This is a genomic window from Kiloniella sp. (assembly GCF_048270245.1).
In the GTDB taxonomy this organism is placed as follows: domain Bacteria; phylum Pseudomonadota; class Alphaproteobacteria; order Kiloniellales; family Kiloniellaceae; genus Kiloniella.
In genome coordinates, this window is sequence record NZ_JBLWTH010000008.1 from 141,146 (window position 1) to 162,681 (window position 21,536).

A 21,536-nucleotide genomic window follows, 5' to 3' on the forward strand; every position below is an offset into this window, starting at 1 on the left:
ATAATTAGATACTAACCATGCATTTTGTAACTATTATGGAATAATGATGTGAATTCACAACAATCAAATTTAAATAGTTCGGATAAACGTGATGTTGCCCATATCTTTCGAGAGAGAATGGCGCTGCTGATTTCGCAAAGCGGTAATAATTTAAGTCAATTTTCAAAATCAATCGGTATAGATCGCTCTGCGTTAAGTCAGTTTCTGGCACCAGATTCAACCAGACTTCCCAGAGCTGAGACACTTTGTGCTATTTCAAGAGCCTGCGGTGTTTCGCTTGATTGGCTCATGGGCTTGATTGCCAATGACGGTAACAGCGATGAGATTGTGCCTTCTATAGAAATCATGCAAATGAACGAGGAGCAAGCCACCCGCAAGCTGGAAGAATGGCACAGAGAATCAATTGGCTATAAAATAAGATATGTCCCCAATACCCTACCAGATATCATGCGAATTGATGAAGTCAGTGAATTTGAATTTAAATACAACCACCTCTTTATTCGAAAAGCACAGAACCAACAGGCAAAACAACATCTTATTAAAACAGAAAAACCAGACACCGACATGGAAGTCTGTATGCCAATACAGACGTTAGAACTCTTTGCCAAGGGCGAAGGTATATGGAAAGATCTTTCAAAAGATGTGCGACAAAAACAGCTGGAACACATGCTAAAACTTGTCGGCGAATTTTATCCAACTTTCCGCCTTTTCTTTTTTGATCAAAAGGCTGTCTATTCTGCACCCTATACCTTGTTTGGGCCATTACGTGCTGCTGTTTATCTTGGCAACATGTATTTGCTGGTAAACTCTGTCGACCACATCAAGGCCCTAACGCAACATTTTGATCGATTAATTCGCCTAGCTACCGTAGGTCCTGATCGCGCGGAAGAACAAATCCAGAAGCTTTTAAATGAAATAAAATAACTCTACACACTTTATTCAAATAGCGACATGCGTTACTGTCGCCAATAGGCAATACGATACCACTAAAAGTCACGATCTTGGAATATTTAGCTTATGAAAAATATTGAGAACATTAAAGTAAATATAAAAAGCCTCCATCAACGGGAACAACAGTAATAATTATGAAAAATACATAAATAATAAAACATATTACTTTCATTAACGAGTAATACACACAAAACAACAATAAACTATAAATTCACACAACTGTTGTTTATGCACAAATTCAAAGAAATTTAATTGCTTTTGTTCGCAAAAATTTGACAATAATAACGATACAATAAACACTTAAAGACAATATACCAAAATAAGAAAATAAACGGCACACAACCGGGAGGCACTATAAATGAAATTTTTTAAGCGCAATGGCTCGCCAATGCCATCTCATACTGTCAAAATGGCAGAAGAGACAAAATCCAGCGCGATGGATCGTCGTGAATTCCTTGCAATTGCAAGTGTTTTTGGCGCAACAGCCGCAACAGCATATGGAATGTTGGGTATGGTTGCACCATCAGAGGCAATCGCTGCTGAAGGCAAAAAAGGTGGCATCCTAAAAGTATCCACAAATGTACGCGAACTCAAAGATCCACGGACTTTTGACTGGTCTGAAATGGGCAACCTTGCCCGCCAGTTCCTTGAACCACTTGTTCGTTATAACCGCGATTTTACGTTTGAAGGACGTCTGCTCGAAGGTTGGGAAATCAACGATGATGCCACTGTGTATACCCTAAAAGTACGTAAGGGTGTTAAATGGAATAATGGCGATGACTTTAATGCTGATGATGTCGTTTTTAATATGACGCGTTGGTGTGACAAAGCTGTTGAAGGTAACTCTATGGCAGGTCGCATGGCGACACTTATTGACGAAAATACGGGTAAAGCCATTGAAGGTGCAATTGAAAAAATTGACAGCCATACCGTTCGCCTAAATCTGCCAAAATCAGACATCACTATCATTCCGGGAATGAGTGATTATCCAGCACTTATCGTACACCGTAATTTTGAAAAAATGGGTAGTGATCTAGCATCTAATCCAATCGGTACAGGCCCATTCGAATTTGAATCATATGAAGTTGGTACTTCCGCATCTGTTAAACGTCGAACAAATGGAAAATGGTGGGACGGTGACGTATATCTGGATGGTATTGAGTTCATCGACTACGGTACAGATCCTTCTGCCGAAGTTGCTGCGTTTGAATCTGGAGAAGTACATACCAACTACGAAACGACTGCCGATTTCATTGAAATCATGGATAGTTTAGGTTTAACCAGATCAGAAGTAGTGACATCAGCCACAGTTGTTCTTAGAACCAATGCAACTCACAAACCCTATGATGATCAACGTGTTCGTAAAGCCCTGCAGATGGCTGTGGACAATGAAACCGTCCTTCAACTCGGCAACGGAGGAGCAGGTACCATTGCCGAAAACCACCATGTGGCCCCTCTTCACCCGGAATATTACGAGCTGCCGAAACAAGAGCGAGATATTGAAGGTGCGAAGAAGCTCATGGCAGAAGCTGGTCAAAGTGATTATGAGCATGAACTTATCTCAATTGATGATGATTATCGTAAAAATACTGCCGATGCTGTAGCCGCTCAAATTCGCGAAGCCGGGTTCAAAGTCAAACGTACAGTACTGCCCGGATCAACCTTCTGGAATGACTGGACCAAATATCCTTTCTCTATCACCAATTGGAATATGCGCCCGCTGGGTGTTCAAATCATGGCGCTCGCTTACCGATCTGGTGAAGCCTGGAACGAAACCGCACATAGCAACCCAGAATTTGATAAGAAAATGGAACAAGCTCTTGCGGTTGCGGATGCTGATAAACGCCGGGAAATCATGAAAGATCTTGAACAGATCTTGCAAGATTCCGGACACATAATCCAGCCATATTGGCGTTATCTCTTTAATCATGCGGCACCCAACGTCCGTAATCACGGCATGCACCCGCTTTTCGAATTCCATTTTGAAAAAGTCTGGCTCGACGACGCATAATTGTATTCTTGGAACAACCAAAGGAGTTTCGGCCCCCGAAGCTCCTTTGGTTTACCCAAAACATAAAAAATTATGCGTTCAAACAACGGGACAGATATGGTTACATTTTTTTTGAAACGCTTGGGCGTCATGGTATTGACCATGTTATGCCTAACGATTGTTGTCTTTTCACTTGTTAATCTAGATCCTAACCTTCGTAAGCTTTCTATTTCTCAAACGAATATGAGAGCAACAGATGTTGAGATTGAATCCTGGTTGGTAAACAATGGTTACCGAGACCCCTTTATTGAACGATACGGATCATGGCTAGGTCTCTGGCCCAGACAACCTAATATCGATCAAAAAACAGGCGAAGCAGTATCGCGTTTCAAATATTGTGATGACCCCACGGTCCCAACATTTTCCGGTGTTATTCAAGGAGACTTTGGATGCTCTACAAAGTTTAAGAAAAAGGTTGCTGATAAACTGGTCCCTGCCCTGCAATCAACCGGCTGGCTGATGTTTTGGGTTATGGCCGTCATGATTCCCTCTGCCCTGGTGATCGGTATTCTTGCCGGTATGCGCGAAGGATCGCGTATGGACCGCAGCCTATCCATTGTGTCCATCACATCCACAGCAACGCCAGAATATGTATCCGGTATCTTTTTTACCGTCATATTTGCTTCGTGGCTGGGATGGTTAAACGGTTCTGCAGCAACAGCAACCTCAAAAGGTATTACCTTTTACAACTTCGCCCTTCCTGTGATGACAATGGCTATCTATGGTATGGGTTATATCGCCCGAATGACACGCGCCTCTATGGTAGAGGTTATGACAGCTCAGTATATTCGGACCGCCCGTCTAAAAGGCATGGGTTTTTATGCTGTTATCATTAAACATGCCCTGCGTAATGCACTAATAGCCCCCTTTACCGTTATTATGCTTCAATTTCCATGGTTGCTGACTGGTGTTGTCATTGTTGAAATCATGTTCAGGTATCAAGGCTTTGGTTTTACCCTCGTTCAGGCCGCAGGGAATAATGACATTGACCTCTTGTTGTCCTGCTCGCTTGTTTCTGTGGTTGTTGTGCTGGTAACCCAGCTCATATCAGATGTAGGTTATGCCTACCTCAACCCCCGAATTCGTGTAAAATAAGGGGGCTACGATGGAATATTTATCAACATTCGACATTATCACCACGACGTTCATTCAATTGTGGCCCACTTGGCTTGCGCTGATCATATTGGTTGCTGCAAGTTTTGCCCTTCAAAATCAACTCGGTCTTTATGGTAGACTGTTTGATAGTGGCGTAGGCATCGTTGGCGTTCTTATCGTCGCATTCTGGATCTTCACGGCGATCTTTGCAGACATCATCGCCCCCTTTGATCCACTTGACCAAATCGTTGTCATGAAAAATAAACTCCCCGGTGCCATAGAACCAGGAAGTGGTGAAGCCTTTTTGTTTGGCGGAGACAAGCTTGCACGGGATGTGTTCAGCCGCGTTGTTTACGGTAGTCAGATTGTTCTTATTATCGCCCCGGCAGCAACAATCTTTGCACTAATGGTTGGTATATCCCTTGGATTACCTGCGGGATATTATGGTGGAAGGACAGATACTATCCTCTCATTCCTTGCCAACCTCGTTTTAGCGTTCCCGGTTATTTTGCTTTTCTACCTCTTGGTCACACCGGGAATTACAGAGACACCAATCCCCTACACTATGGCGGGGCTTTTTTTCCTCTTCCCTATCGTCTTTTTCCTAACCCTGTTCTATTCGCGCTACAAAAAAAGAATAGAGGTTCTATGGATACAGCTGGCAATAACATTGGTCCTCGGCGGTTGGATCTATGCAGGGCTTGTTTTCGATGCTGATCCGCTTGGCATCATTTCCATTGATCCGAACGAGCTTAATATTTTTGTCGCCGTTGTTTTCGCAACCAGTCCGGCTGTGTTCCGTATTGTGCGCGGCTTGGTCATGGATATAAAAACCCGTGACTACATAGCAGCGGCCCAGACAAGGGGCGAAACACCTTGGTACATCATGCTTTGGGAAATACTCCCCAATGCACGAGGCCCGCTGATTGTCGATGCCTGTTTACGCATTGGCTACACGACTATTCTCCTCGGCACGCTTGGCTATTTCGGATTGGGCATGGCCCCTGAAAGTCCCGATTGGGGCACAGCGATCAAGGAAGGCTCACGCCTGCTTCGCCTTTATGTACACCCCGCACTCTTTCCTGCTGCGGCTCTGATGTCATTTGTTCTTGGATTGAACTTATTGGCTGACTCACTTCGTGAAGAGTCCATGAAAGATTAGAGGAAGGATTAAGGGAGATGACGATGACTGAAGACACACCAATTCTTGAGATTAACAACCTTTCTATATCTTTCTTTGTCCGCACAGGTGAAATTCCAGCGGTTATGGATTTTTCTTGCAAGGTTATGCCCGGCGAAGCCATGGGGCTTGTGGGGGAATCAGGTTGTGGTAAATCCACTGTCGCCCTGGGTATCATGCGTGATCTTTCTAATATCGGAAAGATTACCGAGGGTACGATTAAATTCATGGGCAAGGACATGGGGGAAATGTCCGAGGCTGAATTGCAAGACATTCGAGGATCAAAGATCTCGATGGTTTATCAAGAACCCATGGCCAGCCTGAACCCCGCCATGAAAATCGGAAAACAGCTTATGGAAGTTCCGATTATTCATGAAAAGGTTTCAAAAGATGCGGCCTATGCCCGGTCATTGGAAATGTTAGAGGCTGTTAAGCTGCCAGATCCGGAACGCATGATGCGCTCTTACCCGCATCAGTTATCTGGTGGGCAACAACAACGCATTGTCATTGCCATGGCTTTGCTCTCAAAACCGAAGCTGCTTCTGCTTGATGAACCGACAACAGCCTTGGATGTTACTGTAGAGGCCGGTATTATTGATCTTGTCAAAGATCTGGGGAAACGCTTTGGGACGTCTATACTCTTTATCTCTCACAACTTGGGACTGATTTTAGAGACCTGTGATCGCATCACAATTATGTATTCAGGTGAGGCCGTCGAAAGCGGCACCGTCAACGATGTCTTTGATCGCATGCAGCACCCTTATACTCAGGGACTGTTTCGATCCATTCCCTTACCCGGTGCCGATAAAAACACCCACCCTCTTGTCGCTATCCCCGGACAGTTACCACTGCCCAATCAACGCCCCCGCGGCTGTAACTTTGGACCACGCTGTCATCACTATGTAGAAGAAGTTTGTAATGCTGGCCACATAAGTATGATGCCCGTGGCAAATGAAAAAGGGCATACAAGCCGTTGTTTGCGTTTTCAGGAAATCGATTGGACGGCACTTCCAGAAAATATACAACAGCATGAAGTCATTCAGCCCGGCCGTGAAGTGCTCAAAGTTGAAAACCTGAAAAAACACTACCACGTAGCTGCGAATGCCATATTTGGTGGATCAGACACGCGTACTGTCAAAGCCAATGAAACCTTATCCTTTACGGCCAGAGAGTCCGAAACAACGGCAATTGTGGGTGAATCTGGTTGTGGTAAATCAACCCTAGCCAAAGTCTTGTTAGGATTGGAAACAGCCACTGACGGTACAGTGACAATGGATGGCCTGAATATAGAAGCGGTTGAAGTTGATAATCGTACACCGGAAACCATTGCTTCCCTTCAGATGGTATTTCAGAACCCGTTCGATACTCTTAACCCAAGCCATTCTGTCGGGTCACAAATCATCCGAACTCTCGAAAAATTTAATATCGGGGCGAACCAAAAAGAACGTGAGAGCCGTATGCTCGAGCTACTTGATCTGGTTAAACTTCCCAGGGCTTTTGCATCACGTATGCCCCGGCAACTTTCCGGAGGTCAAAAACAGCGCATCGGTGTCGCCCGTTGTTTTGCTGGGCATCCCAAAATTGTAGTCGCTGATGAACCTGTCTCGGCACTAGACGTCTCTGTTCAGGCTGCGGTTACAGAGCTTCTTATGGATATTCAGCGCGAAGCCAAAACAACAATGCTGTTTATTTCCCATGACCTCTCTGTCGTACGATATATCGCTGATCGTGTGATCGTTATGTATCTAGGACATATTGTCGAACAAGGAACCACAGACCAGATCTTTGCGCCACCTTATCATCCCTATACAGAGGCCCTACTCTCGGCTATTCCCATTGCGGACACATCAGTTGAGAAAAAACACATCGTTCTTGATGGCGATATTCCTTCGGCCATGAGCCCGCCTTCGGGTTGCCCATTCCACACCCGTTGTCCACATGTTGCTGAAGTTCCCGGTGATCTCTGCGCCAAAGAAATACCGAAAATCAAAACCTTAAGCGGCGGACATCAAATAAAGTGTCATCTCGCCGATGATGTCCTTGAGCGTATGGAACCTGTCATTAGTTTTGATAAAAAAGAAAAAGATCATACAGCAGCCTGATACCTTTGTGAAAAAAAGAACTGCAGATCAATTTTGGCAGTTAGTCTCTGCGATGGCCGATTACCCCACACACACTCTTCGGAAGGGCTAGCCCTTCCGACAGAAACGCTAAATAGCCTCATAACAAGGATATAAAGCATCTGGTTATTTGTGGCGGTTACGGTTCTCTGAAGTCGGATACATCTTGCACGTTACAATCTTCCAACAGTCAGAATAAACAATGCTATAGGGGACCCCTTTCCTTTCTGTGAGAGGGAATAATGATCCTGTTGAAGATCATCAAATGTAATTTTTGTATAAACTTTGCTTCCACGCTTCTAAAGCCCAAATACCGAGACTTTTCCTGCTACACTTGGTCCATGTTGACTTTTATATTTCCCGCCCGAAAAAACATAATCGGGAGTATTAATATCATGAACCCATCTAAAGGATAAACTATTGATCGTTTACCCTATAAAAATAATCAGACTGCGTATAAAGGTGTAATATGAAGTGTTCCGTTACCACCATCCATTAAATCAGCCTGCACTCCATACAAGTCCTGAATTAACGATTGTGACAATACTTTTTTCGGCGAACCGTCTGCAATTATTTTACCGTTTTTCAGACAGATTAAACGATCTGCATATCTACCGGCTAAAGAAATATCGTGCATCGCAGCAACCGTTATTGTTTTATTGTTTTTACAATACTTAGAAACTTTATCTAAAACGATTAATTGATGCCGTAAATCCAAGGCTGCTGTGGGTTCATCAAGCAAAAGGACTTCGGGTAAACGAAAAAGAGCTTGAGCCAAATATACAAGCTGTCTTTGCCCACCACTCAGCTCATCCAACGTTCTTATTGATAAACTTTCCAAGCCAAAGATTTTCAGATTGTTATAAGCTTCATCAAGAAGATCATTAGGAATACTTAAGCCAAGAGATTTTAATCGGCCAAGCAATATAACTTCCATGACTGTTAATGAGGATGTACCTCCTGTATCTTGCGGCATATAAGCAATGGACGGATTTCGACGTTGTTCGGCGCCATCATCCCAGCGAATAGACCCCAGTGAAGGAATCAAGCCTGAAACAGCCTTCAACAAACTTGATTTTCCAGTTCCATTTGCCCCTAAAACAATTGTAAATTCGCATGGTCGAAGAGAGAAACTAACTTTTTCTAAGACCTTTTTTTCCCGATAACCGACGGTCATATCTTGGATTATAAGCATCTACCAATGCCTTTTTTTATGAGTGAAAATTAAGGCAAAAAGAAATGGGACACCAATCACAGCGGTTACAATTCCGATTGGGACGACATATCCCGGCGATATTATTTTTGATGTGATAGAAGCGCCAATCATCAGCAAACCACCTATAATGCCAGAAAGAGGCATTAGCATTCGATGTTCTTCGCCAACCAATATTCGGGCGATATGAGGTGCGACCAAGCCAATAAAACCAATGGTCCCAACAAAAGCGACAGCACCAGCAGTCAACAGAGAGACAACGGCAAAAACCTTAATTCGAAGATATTTAACATTAACACCAAGGCTTATTGCTCTCTCATCGCCCATTCGTAACGCTGTCAGCTGCCAATTATGTTTCGCAAGAAGAATTATTGAGACAACAAGTACCCCCCCAGAGACCATCACAGAAAACCATGATGTCTTGAGCATGCTCCCAAAAAGCCAAAATACAATCTCCTGTAACACTTCTGGTGAAGCCATGTATTGAACAAGAGATTGCAAAGACTGAAAAAGAAACAGTGTCGCAATACCAGCTAAAATCATTATCTCAGCTGTTACCCCACGAACATGGGCGATACCGTAAACAATACTGCAAGCCAAACCAGACATGAGAAAAGCGACGAACGGAACGGTAAATTCAGGTATAAAGGGAAGTTCAATGCCAATTAGAATTGTTATCGCAGCACCAAAGCCGGCCGCAGCGGAAAATCCTAACGTATAGGGAGATGCAAGTGGATTACCAAGAATTGTTTGCATTTGCACACCTGCAATCCCCAATGACACACCAACAATTAAGGCCATTAGTGTCATGGGTAAACGAATTGAATGCACAATAACATATACCGTTGGATCGGTTTGTTCCTGTGGTAATGCCAAGGCACTTAGAACATCAAAAACATTTAGAAATGCTGGCCCAACAAGGATATCAACAACCAACAAGGTCATTAATATTAGAAATGATGCACATACCCAGTATAAACGCTTCTTGATTAATAGAGAATAAGAGGTTTCACCTACAATTTTCGGCTGATATTTCATGATATTTTGAGACATCGGATTTCTCACTAATACACTTTAGAGAAAGGTCTTTAACCCATTTGCGGGGTGTAGAAAAATTCGAGAAACTATGTATTTTTCTTGTTTTCCACACCCCAAAAAAGGACCTACTTTTCCAGCTTGATCATGAAAACGCCATTCGCATCAATTGGTAAGTATTTTTCGTAAAACTGACGATGATTTTCGCTAGGATCGACATCTAAAAATGCTTCTGGGTGCAGTACTTTAGCGATGTATTGCAAGAAGGTGTAATCATATAGTGTTCTAGCCCCTCCATGGTAAAGAGCATGAACTTCACCATTTTTTACACCGTCAAAGTTATTCCAGCCAGCACGTTCAACATAGGGCTGCAATCGAGCTCTTGTTACTTCCGGTTTTTCATCAAAGCCCATAAGAACGGCCTTACTTTTGCCAACCCAATCTGAGCCTGCAATAAAAATCGCTTGTGGATTTGATGCAATTACGTATTCAGGGTTTAACGGACCCCATTTTTCAACTTGCCCGTCTCCAATATTTTTTCCGCCAGCTTGTTGAACAACACCTGCCCACATTGTATTTGAATATGTATTGCCATATTCTTGCGACCCTTTGTTTCCAAGTTCAACATAAACTCTTTTTGGGTCACCGCCTGCCTTTTTCACACGCTGCCAAACATCTTGAACAGCATTTGAATATTCTGTGGCCAACTGTTCAGCGCGCTTTTCATTATTTGTGATTTTCCCCAAAATCTGCGTTGAAGTAACGTGTTTTTCAAGGGTTTGGGCGTTATAATCAATGACAACAACGGGAATACCAGCTTCTTCGAGCTTATCAATACTGTTGCCTAAAGAGCGGAATTGCCAAGCTGCAAAGATAGCCACATCTGGTTTAGCCGCGATTGCTGTTTCAACGGAAAACGTACCAGAGTCAACTTCCCCAACATCAATCAATTTTTCCAGACGGGAATCTTTTTTACTATATTGTTTCCATTGTGACTGACGCCAACCTTGCCATACTGCTCGGGAAATCGCGACAACATTTTCATAGGCGTCAGGACCACCAATCGCATAAAAATCTTCAAAATAGAACCCGAGTAAAATTCTTTTAGCTCCCATCGGAGCTTCGACACTTCTACCTTCTGTATCTATGATGGTGACATTATCAGCCTGAGCCAAAGAAATACAAAGAGACAAGTTTATAGCAACGGCGATAATACCGTTTGCAAGTTTGCGATACATTTTTTTTCCTTAAGATAGCTACTTTTATATATAGAGAACACTCATATTAAGCTTGCTATCAAAAGGCGGAGCACGAATAGAGATAAAGGAATTAAAACAATTACTTAGTACATAATTTTGATGTTGAAACCATTTAACCGTTGAGTTTCTTTGCGGACCACAAACATCACTCATTAAATAGAAGCAAGAAAACTCTATTTTAGTAAAGCTCGTGCACCACTTACATGGTAAATCTATTCCAACATCTTTATTATTATTTTTAGTGTTTTTGCCTAAGGAAGTATTATTAAAATTTATCGAACTACAAATAAAAACGTCTTTAAATGGAAACACTTCTGTATCAGCATTCGCACTGGCTAGCCCCCCGCCTGACATAATCATTTGCAGAGCTAACCAGAAGAGTACTGGCACAAGTTTAAGCCTGTTACATACCTTTGTTCGGTTAAACACGGCTTAAACGTCTATTTTCATCGTTTTTATTTTATACATATTGTAAGGCTTAATAGAGTGGTCCTAGCTTTTTACAATATGACAGCTTGTCGCAAGTCAAAATATCCTAAATATTCCCTCAAGAGAATAAGTGCTCGGCATAACCTAATTGTCTTTAGTCCAATAGGCTGCACAATAATATTGGTGTGCTTTTAGCTTCCACTCCGTTTTCAAGGTCTTCCTAATTTCTCTGGCGTCTGTTTGTTCGCCAGCGAACCAGACATAAAGATCATCATGCTGTGGTAAATTGACTTCGATCATTGATGCCGTCAACTGTCTGTCGCGTTCAGACAACCAGCAAACATCGACCCCAGCAGGTTTGGCAAAGACTGTTTGATAATCTGGTTTTCGTGTTGAAAGATAAACTTTGCCCTGTGTATCGGACGAACAGTTTTCCAGAATACGGGAAATCGCAGGTAAAGCAGTTTCATCCCCGCCCATTAAAAGCCAGCTTTGATTAATATAACCGCCGCCACCTGGGCCCATCACACCAATAGTAGCGCCTTCTGGAACACTTTCGGCCCAATCTGCGGCAATACCACCTTTGTGCCGTACCACATCAAAATCCAATTCCCCCTGTTCCGGTCTGACATAACGCGCAGTATAGACCCGGTTATGCAATTCATCTTCACCTTCAGGAAATTGTACTTTTCCAGATTTCAGCCGAATTGGCCAAACTGGTTTTCGATTTGGCAATTTGGGTAATAACAGCCTGAAATGCAGCCCTCCTTCATTAAAAATAGCCAGATCATCGCCAGCTAAAGTTATACGTAACATTCCCTCGTTTAGAATAACTCGTTTGACAACAGTCATTTTTCTAAAGTTGGCAGGTGAACCTTCATCAAGGTTTTGCCCACTCCAGATCAAGTCGGATAACTTCAATCCAGGCATATGACCCGTTAAATAGTCAGCCACAAAATCACGCATAATGTCGAGCCCGTCATCTCTTTCGGTTTCAACAATTAAATTCATTTGTTCCTCTGTTGCCGAAAGACGCAACACTCCGTATTCACTTTTTATAGAGAAGCTATTATCGCTATGCTTTTCAGCCTTTAATTCATGCTGTTCGATATGACGAACTTGCGCTTCAAGATGTTGGTCTGCATCGCGGATTGGAAGGCTTAAGGAAGATTGAAACATAGCTCACTCGTAATATTACAAAATTTAAATTAGGTCTGGTTTTATGTACCGTTGCCTTTTGCAAAGGTGTTTTGGCGGCTCATCAAAATTAACAACAATGGTGTACCGACAAGCGCGGAGAGCAATCCCGCTGGCATTTCATAGGGATAATCAATGACACGGCCAATCCAATCAGCAACAACCATCAATGATCCCCCGGCAAGCGCCGCAATAATCATTTGTAAACGAGCTTGGTGTACCCCTAATGACCTTGCGATATGTGGTGCCATCAACCCAACAAAACTGAGCGGACCGACAAGAACCGTTGCCCCCGCCGTTAAGCAGGACGCCACAGTAAAAAGAACAAAGCGTGATTTTCGTACATTTAGACCAAGCCCAAGGGAAACTCTCTCACCAAGGTTCATGACATCCAGCGCCCGTGAACCAATCAAAAGAGGTACCATCAAAGCACACCCAAGAAAGAGCGCACCACAGGCAGCTTCCAGACTAACCCCATAAGTAGAACCAGCCATAATACGAAGCAAATGAACGGAACGAAGATCTCCTGTGGCCGCCAAAGCACCAATCAGGGCGTCGATTAAAGCGCCGAGGGCAACACCGATCAAAATCATCCTTTCAGGCTGAAATCCGCTTTTTTTCCCAAAAGCAAAAAGCGCTGCAAGGACAATACTTGCCCCAAAGAGTGCCCCAATCGCCATGGTTTCAGGGCCAACACCAACAACAAAATAGATGCAGACACCGATGCCCATCATAGCCCCGGCATTAATTCCCAAGACTTCGGGGCTTGCCATAATATTTCCGGTCAAACGTTGAAGTAGCATCCCAGCCAAAGCCAGCATAATTCCAGCGCCAAAAGCTGCAATTACCCTAGGTACGCGCCATTGATAGACCGCATCCCAGTTTCCTGAAAAATCAAAAGCCCATCGAATATCTGCGTCTCTGCCAAAGGTCACGGCCAAAATAACGACACTGATTGAAACCACTGACATGATCATCAACAATCTAAGTCCAGCGACTTGTCGCCAAACAATTGGTGCGCTGCTTGTTTGCACCACGGTTTCAAACTTCATTCTTGGGATAAGAAACAATAAAAGTGGCGACCCTAATAGAGCTGTCACAGCACCTGTTGGTACAAATTCGCGCAAACTTCCTGCCAAAATTTGAATAACAGCATCTGTCATCCATAACAATGTCGCGCCAATCAATGCGCTCCATATCAGTTGAGATAGGACTTTACGTGCACCACAGAGCCTGACAATCATTGGAGCAACCAAACCAATAAACCCGATAACCCCAACAGCGCTGGTGACAAAGGCCGCCATAGCAATGGCGATAGATACGGCGCAAAACCTGATCATTCCGGGGGAAACACCAAGCGATGATACACTCCCATCCCCCAGTACCAACAAGGAAAAGGGACGCACCATTATCATGGATAGACCAAACAGGATTAAAAGTTGAGGGCCAAGAGCGCTAGCTACATCCCAACTTTGTTGGGATAAAGACCCAGCCCCCCAAATAAATAAACTGGCTAGATAGCGATCATTTAGCAAAACTAACAATGAAGCCAATGCACCGAAATAAAGACTAACAATCAAGCCTGTAAGAACCAGAGAAATAGGAGAGAAATCACGTCGAGCCATAAGCCCAAAAACAAGAGCCGCAGCTACACCAGCACCGAAAAGCGCAATAACTTCACGGCCATATACCAAGGTTGCCGGAAAAAATAACCCTGCAATAACCAGCGCCAGATAAGCACCTGCAGACACGCCCATTGTTGTCGGAGATGCCAATGGATTACGCAGGGCCAATTGCAATATTGCACCAGAAAACCCCAATGCCAAACCACAGAGGATCGCGACGCTCAATCGAGGTAAACCAGAAAAAAGGAATAACATCTGTCGAACATTGTATTCATTGCTATCTACCCCATGAATAACAATGTCCTGAATATCCTCCCCCATGAGTATCCATGATAAAACGAGTGCGACACACAAAATCACACAAAACAGCGCCGGATTATAATTGCGTTGCACTTCACTCATGAATAACGGCTTTCCAGATAAGACAGGATTAACGACAAAAACCGTTTAGCCGATGGTAACATCCCGAACATCAGAACAGGTGGCATAAGCGCAAAGCGGTCGTTTTTGACAGCGGGTAAATGTTTCCACAAAGGGCTATTTTCAAGAGTTGGCTTTATGTCATCCATTAGAGGTTCAAACACAACAAGTTCCATTTCCTTTGTTGCTGTTAAGGCCAACCGTTCCAGCCCTATGGTTTGAAACCCCCAATAATTTGTTTCCTCAGTCCATGCATTTGTTAAACCAACCTCGTCCATCACATTTTGATAAAGGCTATTTTCGCCATATACTCTAGCGTGCCGTCCATCCATGAAATTAAGTAACGTCAAGGGTGGGTAATTTCTTTTTGCAACAAGATCCCGCGCTGTGGCTAGCTGAACATTAAAAGCCTTCAGATAGACTTCTGCTTCTTTTTCAATCCCCAATAAAACACCCAGATTTTCTGTTATCTCGCGCGAAGCCTGTAGGGGTTGGCGTTTTCCATCAAAAAGCGGGATAATTTCAATCGGCGCAATATTTTCCAACACAGTCTTATGACTGGCCGTATAGGGTGTCATAAGGATAAGGTCCGGTTTTAAGCGTGATATTGCTTCTAGATTAATGACCAGATCTTGCCCTATATCGGCCACCGAGGAAGGTAGCTTTGGTGCGCCGACCCAATAATCCCAGTGTTGGGCCGCAACCACCCCTATAGGGGGGATCCCTAATTCCAACAAAGTTGTTGCCGAACCATAATCCAGACACACAATTCGACGTGGGGGATTTTTACCTTGAGATGCTTGAGCTGAAGAAAAAATAGATAAGAACGGCACCGTCGATGCGGTCGCCCCCATCTTCAAGAGTGTCCGTCGATCCTGAAAATATCTCTGATTAGGGCAACATTTTTGTCGTTTTGCTTCACAATCATTCTTGAGATCAAACAACATAGGTTATTGCCCCTGCCCCATCGGGATGCTTCAAAACCCCCATTTCCACCCCGAAAATCTTTGCAAGAGTTTCCCGTTGCAAAATATGCGCGGGTGTCCCATCTGCGATTAATTCACCATTGCGCAATGCCAAAAGGCGGTCACAGAAACGGCCAGCCATATTGATGTCATGCAGCACCATAAGAACAGAGATGTTTTTCTTGTGCGCTAGGTCGCGTATCAGGCTCAATATCTCGACTTGATGAGAAACATCCAGCGCTGAAATTGGTTCATCCAGTAACAAACACTTTGCGTCCTGTGCAATTAACATTGCAATCCATACACGCTGACGCTCTCCGCCTGACAAATTATCAACCTGCCGATGACGCAGAATATCTGTATGCGTTAGTTCCAGAGCTTCATCGACCTTTTGCCGATCAATATCTGTAAAACGGCGAAACGCGCCATGCCATGGATAGCGACCATGTGAAACGAGCTCTTCAACTAACACCCCCTGTGCTGAAGGCATGTGTTGCGGCAAGTAAGCAACTCGACAAGCAAATTCCTTTTGCTTCCAAGTTGAAAACTCCTTCCCTTCTAACTCTAAAATACCCGTAGTTGGAATTACCTGATGGGCAAGGAGTTTAACCAGTGTTGATTTACCGGAACCGTTGTGCCCCAACAGTCCACAAACAACTCCTGCCTGTAGCCCCAGACTGACAGGTTTCAGAATAGACGCCGCACCAGCCGTGAACGATAATTCACGACTGGTGAGAACAGGCTGTCTTTCTGTTGGAAGGACAGTGTTATGTAATGTCATCAGAAACGATAACGAAGGCTGGCCTGAACAGTTCGCCCCTCGTCCTTGTAACAACTTCCTGAAGCACAAATCTGCCCATCTTTATCAAAAAGATTGTTGGCGTTAATCTTGAATTCAGCCCCTTCGAGCTTGTTACTTATTTCGCCCAGGTCATAACGTAGTGCTGCATCAAAGAAATATCGTGCATCATTATTTATGGTATTCGTATCATTACCCTCGCTCTCACCAAAGTAACGTACACCGCCAGACACACCCAATCCCCGAAGAGAACTATTCTGGAACTGATAATCAACATAGGTTGATAAAGTATGGAGCGGAATACCCGAAACCTGCTTACCTACTGTGCCTGTTGGACCGTCTTTAATTTCAACATCCGTATAGGCATAGGCCGCATTCAGGCTAAGACCTTCGGTTAAGCTTGCTACGGCTTCGAGTTCAAAACCTCGAGAACGCATATCCTGCTGAACCTGAACATTCAAACCAGATGACGAATCAAAGACAATCCCGTCTTCTTGATCAATTTGAAAGACGGAAGCTTGAATGACAGCGTTCTGGTCCAGAAACTCATATTTCAAGCCAGCTTCCATCTGCTCACCAACAGTCGGTGCGGCCGGCGTTCCACCAACGAGGTTACCAACGTTAGGGGTGAAAGACGTCGAATAGTTTGCGAAAGGTACCAAACCAAAATCGGTCACATATGACAAACCTAGTTGCCATGACATTTCTTCTTCGTCTTGCTTAATCGTACCAGTGTTATTTTTTGTTTCAGCGTCCAGAAAATCATACCGAACACCTGCATTCAACCGCCACTTACGCCAGGCGAGTGAATCATGCATGTAGATACCGATTTGATCCTGTTCTTGATCAACATCAAGCGAAGGATTCATCGTGATTGCGCCACCAATAGCCCCAAACCCCTGACGCTGTTCGTACTCGTTCGTACCGTAATCAAAGCCTGTAACCAACGTGTGTTTAACAGTTCCTGTTTCAACAGATGTTATCAGGTGATTATCGATAACAAATGTCTCTTGTTCTTCAACGGCTAGCCCAGCGTTCTGGATTGATCCCCCAGCCCCTTGTCGATAAGCATATTCGAGGTTGATATCAACATTGGCATAGCGGGTATTTTGACGGAAGGTAAAGGTATCATTGAAACGGTGTTCGAACTCATAACCCAGACGGTATTGTTCATGATCAAAATCATTCCAATCTTCATGTCCGGTATAAAGATCTGTAATGCCATTGGCATCATTGTAGAAGAACGCTGTCCCCCCCGTCTGAGAGTCCATATATTCTGTCAAAACAGTCAGCTTGGTATCTTCGGTTGGCTTCCATTCAATAACAGGGGCAATATATGTACGATTATCGTTATAGCCCGGCAGATCGGTTTCACTATCGCGTACAACGCCCGTCAGACGATATTTGATTGTTTCGTCATCATCTATGGCATCAGAAAAATCAAAATTCCCCTGAAAACGCTCATTATTACCTGCAATAAATTCAACTTCTCTCAGGCGATCTTTAGTGGGGCGTTTCGTTACGATGTTCGCAAAACCACCCGATGAACTGGCTCCATAAAGTGTAGAAGAAGGGCCCTTGAGAATTTCAATTCCCTCAACACCATAGGGTTCTGCACGATATACCGCTGAAGAGCCACTGAACTGACGCAGGCCATCACGAAACACGCCGTTATAAACCCCATCAAAACCACGAATAGTGAAAGAATCATAACGATTATCAAAACCAAAGGCACTGGTCACAATACCCGGTGTATAGGCAAGCGCTTCATTTAGGGTTTTTGGCGCCCTATCATCTAATTGTCGTTCAGTTACAACCGAAATATTCTGAGGTACTTCAATCAGCGGTGTATCTTTTTTGGTACCAATTTGGCTGACCAGCGGCACATAACCATCCTGAACAAGCGTGTCATCACTTTCTGCCTCAATTACAATCGGTGCTAGGCGACTGTTTTCCTGATTTTCTTTTGGATCAAATTTTCCGATTGTAACAGTACCATCGTCAGAAATGATGTAATTCAACCCCGTCCCGTTCAGCAAGACAATCAGGCCACGTTCTAAAGACATAACACCGTGCACGCCTGAGGTCCTTAGATTTTCCAATGCTGCACTATCAGCTAAAATCTGAACATTAGCTTGTTGGCCAAAAAGTAAAACTGAATCAGCTAACGATTGTGGTGCAATCTGAAAACGTAAATTTTGCTGCTGCTCCCCCAAAATATTCTGCGCGATTTCATCTAAAGGTTTTTGATTAGAAGCCTGGTGATTAGTCGTTTGGGCAAAACCACTATTTATTGTTAGTAACGACGTAGCCAACGCAGTTGTCATCATCATTACGTAACGACGCAAGACTTTAGTCTTACGGATTTCTTGAACCTCACTCATTGAGCGGTCTCCACTATTTTTTCGTTGAGAGCCTGAGCTGAAACCTCAGATGCGAACAAGTCGCATTTTCACCCCTTATACTTCAACAACGATAGAGCTCGCTCATTTTTCAAATTTTTTTTATTTTTTTGATAAAACAATTACCCAGGGGGAAAACTCGGTTACCTTCAGCCCGTGTAAACTGGCAATTCCACGAAGGCTTTTACGTGGCTGATCTAATTTAAAAACACCTGTCAAACGCTTCTCGCGAACGTCAGTGTTGGAAATAAATATATGCCCGTTGAAAAAGTGATCAATCTGGTCAACCACAGAACCGAGCGACTGGTCACGGACTTTCAAGTACCCTGCTCTCCATGCCGCAATATCACCTATAGGACTCTTAGAAAGCTTATAATCATGGCTACTTAAAAACGCGATACTCTCACCAGGCTTTAGCTGAACAGAAACAGTATCCTGCTTCATGTGATTGACCTGGACCAGTCCTTCGGTGACAGCAACACTAATCCCAGTTTCCTGTTCATCAACAAGAAATGCCGTTCCAAGAACCTTTGTCTGTATGTTCTTTTTTTCCACAATAAAGGGACGGGTTTTATTTTTACTTACCTCAAAAAAAGCAGCCCCGGATAAAATGGTGATCCGTCTTTCTTTCTCGGTAAGCTTTACATCGATTGCCGTTTCTGGGGCAAGAGTAACACTACTACCATCCTCCAAATCCAGCACACGTACTTCTGGCTTACTGTTTACGAAATCAGCCCCAAAGTATTTAACCTGATACGAAAATTGCGGAAGTGAAAAAACGATAACCAAAGCCAGGGTCATAAAACCTACGGCACGGGTAACTCTGCGCGCGAAACCAGTTTTCGCAGAAAACGGCAAATGACCATAAGAAGAAGAAATCGTAGTCCCCTTCAAAAGATTCTGGCTTATAAAGGAACCTGATTGGGAAATCTTTTTAGGGGGCGATTTCAGCTCAAAAGAAGGCCCAACAATTCCCAATAAATGCCACGTTTGCGAAACCTCTTCCCAATCTTCTCGGTGCTTTCTATCTTTTTCAAGCCATGACTGAAAATCCCGCTGCAAAGACAGGTTATCGGGATCGTCATTCAATAATACGATCCACTCGCTTGCTTTGTTGGGAATCAGTAGTTCGTCTGTCATGCTCTCTCTTGATCTGCTATGGCTGTATAAGGCCTTATATATACAACGCATTAACGCATTGTTTTTTCAAATTTTCTTTTAATTACTTTTATTGAGTTTGTCTTTTTATGCTTTCTTTACAGTGTTCTAAAGCGCTCGCCACCATGGAATGAGCAGTGCCCAACGAGACTTCAAGTTGGTCAGCAATATCTGACAGCTTTAAGCCAGAGAAACGATGGAGCTCAAAGGCAAGTCTTGTTTTTTCTGGTAGTTCATTTAACGCCAGACGTAGAACAACCAACTCCTGACGTGCCCCGGCCTGTTGTTCAGGTGAAATTTTCCCTGTATCGGGTGAAATAATTGATAAATCTTCTTCTCGAATATACGAATTTTCTCGTGTTTTCTTGCGCAATGTATCCAAACATAAATTTCGGATAATTTGATAAAGGTACCCAACCGGCTCTTTCTGGATTACATCATCTTGTTTTCTTTTTTCCACCCCAATCACACGAAAATAAGCATCTTGCACTACATCTTCTGCAGCATGCCGTTCCCCGACAATCGAATTTGCATAACCAAGCAATTCTTTTCGATGAAGCATAAAAAGCTGCAACAGGTTATGTTGGTGGACGATAGAACTCATAAATTTAACCTGAAGCGAAAACACACAGTAATTGCGAATGACTTTCAATTACGAAAAACACTTGTCAATGTCAAACACTCTGAGGTTGTGATTTATTTTCCTGTGGTTTGAAAATTTCCAAAATAATAATTATTATATAATTTTCATTTCCCACTTAAAATTATTATTATCAACGATTTATGGGAACTATCTCATATAAATAGGGCATATAAAAAATAAAATTCACTCCCTAAAAACAAGAAATTCTATTGCTTTAATTAATTTATCTGATAATGAGTATCACTATTATTTAGAGTCGCAAAAGTTCTTTCAACCTTAAAACCGAGTAAAATCCATGTTGCAAACTACGGAAACTGAGGCCCTTTGGTCTCTAATAGAAGTAATTGATGCAGCCGGTAGTGTGGGTTGGGTTCTTGCCTGTATGGCAGTATCAGCTGCAGTTGTAACTTTCTATAAGGTTATTGTTTTTTGGCGCTCAGGACTTTGGAAAACCAAAGCATTGAAACAGGCGCGTGTTCACCTAAGGGAAGGAGAAATTCCCGAAGCCATTCGTACATTGGAAAACTTACACCACCCAGCGGTTCAACTGGTTACATTGGGACTGGAACGTGCCCAAACTGTGGGTTTGAATGACAAAACCCTTGAAACAGAGATGGAACAACTCTCTCTTGGCGTCCTAGAACGCCTTAAATCCGGTATTCGCTTTATTGGTGCTGTTGCAGCTCTCAGCCCTCTCATGGGGTTACTTGGAACTGTATTGGGCATGATAGATGCTTTCCGACAGATGGAAGCTGCGGGTAATCAGGTTGACCCCGCTATTCTATCCGGGGGTATATGGTTGGCTTTATTGACAACTGCCATTGGTCTGGTGGTCGCTATTCCGACAACTGCGGCACAAATCTGGCTCAACAGTGTAATCCAGAAAACAACACGTCGGCTGGAAGAAACAGGTACAGCGGTAATGACCGGGTTACATATTCACAGTCTAAAACCAAATACTGTTAACAATACTGTTAACCTTGCAGCCGAATAAA

General features: G+C 43.4%; 17 protein-coding genes. 6 read left to right on the forward strand and 11 right to left on the reverse strand.

The genetic code is table 11. From position 1 onward, the window contains the following. Positions 1 to 48: 48 nt before the first annotated feature. The 5 genes from ACN0W5_RS16630 to ACN0W5_RS16650 all read left to right on the forward strand — a co-directional run bounded on the left by ACN0W5_RS16630 (position 49) and on the right by ACN0W5_RS16650 (position 7,378). Positions 49 to 924, forward strand: coding sequence for a helix-turn-helix domain-containing protein (locus ACN0W5_RS16630; RefSeq protein WP_417455206.1), 876 nt, complete (start codon positions 49 to 51; stop codon positions 922 to 924). Positions 925 to 1,309: 385 nt separating this feature from the next. After that, positions 1,310 to 2,962: an ABC transporter substrate-binding protein gene (locus ACN0W5_RS16635; RefSeq protein WP_417455207.1), complete on the forward strand. Its 1,653-nt coding sequence runs from the start codon at positions 1,310 to 1,312 to the stop codon at positions 2,960 to 2,962. 96 nt (positions 2,963 to 3,058) lie between these two features. Then, on the forward strand, positions 3,059 to 4,096 hold the full coding sequence (locus ACN0W5_RS16640) for an ABC transporter permease (protein WP_417455208.1): 1,038 nt from the start codon (positions 3,059 to 3,061) through the stop codon (positions 4,094 to 4,096). A gap of 10 nt (positions 4,097 to 4,106) precedes the next feature. Next, the gene (locus ACN0W5_RS16645) at positions 4,107 to 5,258 is read left to right on the forward strand and encodes an ABC transporter permease (protein WP_417455209.1); all 1,152 of its coding nucleotides are present in this window, start codon (positions 4,107 to 4,109) and stop codon (positions 5,256 to 5,258) included. A 23-nt stretch (positions 5,259 to 5,281) separates the two neighbouring features. Next, positions 5,282 to 7,378, forward strand: coding sequence for a dipeptide ABC transporter ATP-binding protein (locus ACN0W5_RS16650; protein WP_417455210.1), 2,097 nt, complete (start codon positions 5,282 to 5,284; stop codon positions 7,376 to 7,378). 463 nt (positions 7,379 to 7,841) lie between these two features. Here ACN0W5_RS16650 and ACN0W5_RS16655 read toward each other — a convergent pair whose 3' ends face one another. From ACN0W5_RS16655 to ACN0W5_RS16705, 11 genes are all read right to left on the reverse strand, one after another. After that, positions 7,842 to 8,591: an ABC transporter ATP-binding protein gene (locus ACN0W5_RS16655; RefSeq protein WP_417455211.1), complete on the reverse strand. Its 750-nt coding sequence runs from the start codon at positions 8,589 to 8,591 to the stop codon at positions 7,842 to 7,844. Beyond that, the gene (locus ACN0W5_RS16660; RefSeq protein WP_417455212.1) at positions 8,592 to 9,662 is read right to left on the reverse strand and encodes a FecCD family ABC transporter permease; all 1,071 of its coding nucleotides are present in this window, start codon (positions 9,660 to 9,662) and stop codon (positions 8,592 to 8,594) included. Positions 9,663 to 9,772: 110 nt separating this feature from the next. Continuing rightward, a complete protein-coding gene (locus tag ACN0W5_RS16665; protein WP_417455213.1) occupies positions 9,773 to 10,819 on the reverse strand; it encodes an ABC transporter substrate-binding protein in 1,047 nt (348 codons plus the stop codon). Positions 10,820 to 10,906: 87 nt separating this feature from the next. Next, positions 10,907 to 11,293 (reverse strand): hypothetical protein, encoded by a 387-nt coding sequence (locus tag ACN0W5_RS16670; RefSeq protein ID WP_417455214.1) that lies wholly within the window; start codon positions 11,291 to 11,293, stop codon positions 10,907 to 10,909. Between the two features lie 183 nt (positions 11,294 to 11,476). Beyond that, positions 11,477 to 12,511 carry a siderophore-interacting protein gene (locus ACN0W5_RS16675; RefSeq protein WP_417455215.1) on the reverse strand — a complete coding sequence of 345 codons (1,035 nt, stop codon included), beginning with the start codon at positions 12,509 to 12,511 and terminating at the stop codon, positions 11,477 to 11,479. Between the two features lie 41 nt (positions 12,512 to 12,552). Continuing rightward, positions 12,553 to 14,556, reverse strand: coding sequence for a Fe(3+)-hydroxamate ABC transporter permease FhuB (fhuB, locus tag ACN0W5_RS16680; RefSeq protein WP_417455216.1), 2,004 nt, complete (start codon positions 14,554 to 14,556; stop codon positions 12,553 to 12,555). Then, a complete protein-coding gene (locus ACN0W5_RS16685; protein WP_417455217.1) occupies positions 14,553 to 15,521 on the reverse strand; it encodes an ABC transporter substrate-binding protein in 969 nt (322 codons plus the stop codon). The genes fhuB and ACN0W5_RS16685 overlap by 4 nt, the downstream gene beginning before the upstream one ends. Then, a complete protein-coding gene (locus ACN0W5_RS16690) occupies positions 15,511 to 16,320 on the reverse strand; it encodes an ABC transporter ATP-binding protein (RefSeq protein WP_417455218.1) in 810 nt (269 codons plus the stop codon). The genes ACN0W5_RS16685 and ACN0W5_RS16690 overlap by 11 nt, the downstream gene beginning before the upstream one ends. Further along, on the reverse strand, positions 16,320 to 18,722 hold the full coding sequence (locus ACN0W5_RS16695) for a TonB-dependent siderophore receptor (RefSeq protein ID WP_417455219.1): 2,403 nt from the start codon (positions 18,720 to 18,722) through the stop codon (positions 16,320 to 16,322). Before ACN0W5_RS16695 ends, ACN0W5_RS16690 begins: the two co-directional genes overlap by 1 nt. 120 nt (positions 18,723 to 18,842) lie before the next feature. Further along, positions 18,843 to 19,880: a FecR family protein gene (locus tag ACN0W5_RS16700; protein WP_417455220.1), complete on the reverse strand. Its 1,038-nt coding sequence runs from the start codon at positions 19,878 to 19,880 to the stop codon at positions 18,843 to 18,845. 88 nt (positions 19,881 to 19,968) lie between these two features. Continuing rightward, the gene (locus ACN0W5_RS16705; RefSeq protein ID WP_417455221.1) at positions 19,969 to 20,502 is read right to left on the reverse strand and encodes a sigma-70 family RNA polymerase sigma factor; all 534 of its coding nucleotides are present in this window, start codon (positions 20,500 to 20,502) and stop codon (positions 19,969 to 19,971) included. Positions 20,503 to 20,836: 334 nt separating this feature from the next. Between ACN0W5_RS16705 and ACN0W5_RS16710 the strand changes: the two genes are divergently transcribed. After that, the gene (locus ACN0W5_RS16710) at positions 20,837 to 21,535 is read left to right on the forward strand and encodes a MotA/TolQ/ExbB proton channel family protein (RefSeq protein ID WP_417455222.1); all 699 of its coding nucleotides are present in this window, start codon (positions 20,837 to 20,839) and stop codon (positions 21,533 to 21,535) included. Position 21,536 lies beyond the last annotated feature (1 nt).

Coding starts and splice junctions, on each gene's coding strand:
- ACN0W5_RS16655 (WP_417455211.1), bottom strand. CDS start 8,591: ATGCTTATAATCCAAGATATGACCGTCGGTTATCGGGAAAAAAAGGTC.
- ACN0W5_RS16650 (WP_417455210.1), top strand. CDS start 5,282: ATGACTGAAGACACACCAATTCTTGAGATTAACAACCTTTCTATATCT.
- ACN0W5_RS16685 (WP_417455217.1), bottom strand. CDS start 15,521: ATGTTGTTTGATCTCAAGAATGATTGTGAAGCAAAACGACAAAAATGT.
- ACN0W5_RS16710 (WP_417455222.1), top strand. CDS start 20,837: ATGTTGCAAACTACGGAAACTGAGGCCCTTTGGTCTCTAATAGAAGTA.
- ACN0W5_RS16700 (WP_417455220.1), bottom strand. CDS start 19,880: ATGACAGACGAACTACTGATTCCCAACAAAGCAAGCGAGTGGATCGTA.
- ACN0W5_RS16690 (WP_417455218.1), bottom strand. CDS start 16,320: ATGACATTACATAACACTGTCCTTCCAACAGAAAGACAGCCTGTTCTC.
- ACN0W5_RS16640 (WP_417455208.1), top strand. CDS start 3,059: ATGGTTACATTTTTTTTGAAACGCTTGGGCGTCATGGTATTGACCATG.
- ACN0W5_RS16705 (WP_417455221.1), bottom strand. CDS start 20,502: ATGAGTTCTATCGTCCACCAACATAACCTGTTGCAGCTTTTTATGCTT.
- ACN0W5_RS16660 (WP_417455212.1), bottom strand. CDS start 9,662: ATGTCTCAAAATATCATGAAATATCAGCCGAAAATTGTAGGTGAAACC.
- ACN0W5_RS16695 (WP_417455219.1), bottom strand. CDS start 18,722: ATGAGTGAGGTTCAAGAAATCCGTAAGACTAAAGTCTTGCGTCGTTAC.
- ACN0W5_RS16645 (WP_417455209.1), top strand. CDS start 4,107: ATGGAATATTTATCAACATTCGACATTATCACCACGACGTTCATTCAA.
- ACN0W5_RS16675 (WP_417455215.1), bottom strand. CDS start 12,511: ATGTTTCAATCTTCCTTAAGCCTTCCAATCCGCGATGCAGACCAACAT.
- fhuB (WP_417455216.1), bottom strand. CDS start 14,556: ATGAGTGAAGTGCAACGCAATTATAATCCGGCGCTGTTTTGTGTGATT.
- ACN0W5_RS16635 (WP_417455207.1), top strand. CDS start 1,310: ATGAAATTTTTTAAGCGCAATGGCTCGCCAATGCCATCTCATACTGTC.